At 61.2% G+C, this 907-nt stretch carries 1 protein-coding gene; it reads left to right on the top strand.

Annotated elements, in window-relative coordinates; genetic code table 11:
- The coding region (locus J7438_RS26115; protein WP_209278948.1) for a hypothetical protein at positions 1-907 on the top strand (907 nt) is incomplete at both ends.

The raw sequence follows: 907 nt of genomic DNA, 5'->3' as shown, positions 1-907 counted from the left end.
GGGGATGTTTATGGAACGGTTGACAACACCATGGCGGTGAACAGCAGGGTCAATACCACGGGTATTAATGCAAACGCCGGCATCGGGGGGGGGTGGGTTAGAACTGAAGGAACGGTTGACAACACCACGGCGGTGGACAGCTATGTCAATGGCATTAAAGAGGGGAATTCTTCTATCTCCAATGATCAGCTTCTTTGCCAAAAAGCAGACCTGCGTGTGTTAACAGCCAATTGCTCTTCGAGAACTGAATTTCTGGCTGCGCTGGATGTTTCGTACAGTGATGCTTGCCCGGTAAATGCCGCTACAGCGACAACAGCCGCTGCAGTGCCAACAGTCGCCACAAGGCGCGGGGTCGTGGTTGCCAATACTATGCAGGTGAACAGTTTTGCCAGGAGCACAGGTTACTCTTCAGGCGTGGCCAGGGAGCCATTACCGGTCACACCGGCACCGACGGTCGCGAACACCACCATGAACTTTTCCGGCCAGCCGGGGGCCACCACGACGCTGCCCGCACCGGCACCGACGGTCGCGAACACCACCATGAACTTTTCCGGCCAGCCGGGGGCCACCACGACTCTGCCCGCACCGGCACCGACGGTCGCGAACACCACCATGAACTTTTCCGGCCAGCCGGGGGCCACCACGACGCTGCCCGCACCGGCACCGACGGTCGCGAACACCACCATGAACTTTTCCGGCCTGTCGGGGGCCACCATGACGATGCCTACACCGGCACCGACGGTCGCGAACTCCGCCATGAACGTTTCCGGCCAGCCGGGGGCCACCTTGACGCTGCCCACACCGGCACCGACGGTAGCGAACTCCACCATGAACGTTTCCGGCCAGCCGGGGGCCTCCATGACGCTGCCCACACCGGCACCGACGGTAGCGAACTCCACCATGAACG

This window comes from Thalassotalea sp. G20_0 (assembly GCF_017744175.1).
GTDB lineage: Bacteria > Pseudomonadota > Gammaproteobacteria > Pseudomonadales > Endozoicomonadaceae > Endozoicomonas.
Note: the sequence above shows the minus strand (reverse complement) of the source record. Positions and strands in the feature narration are given on the sequence as shown.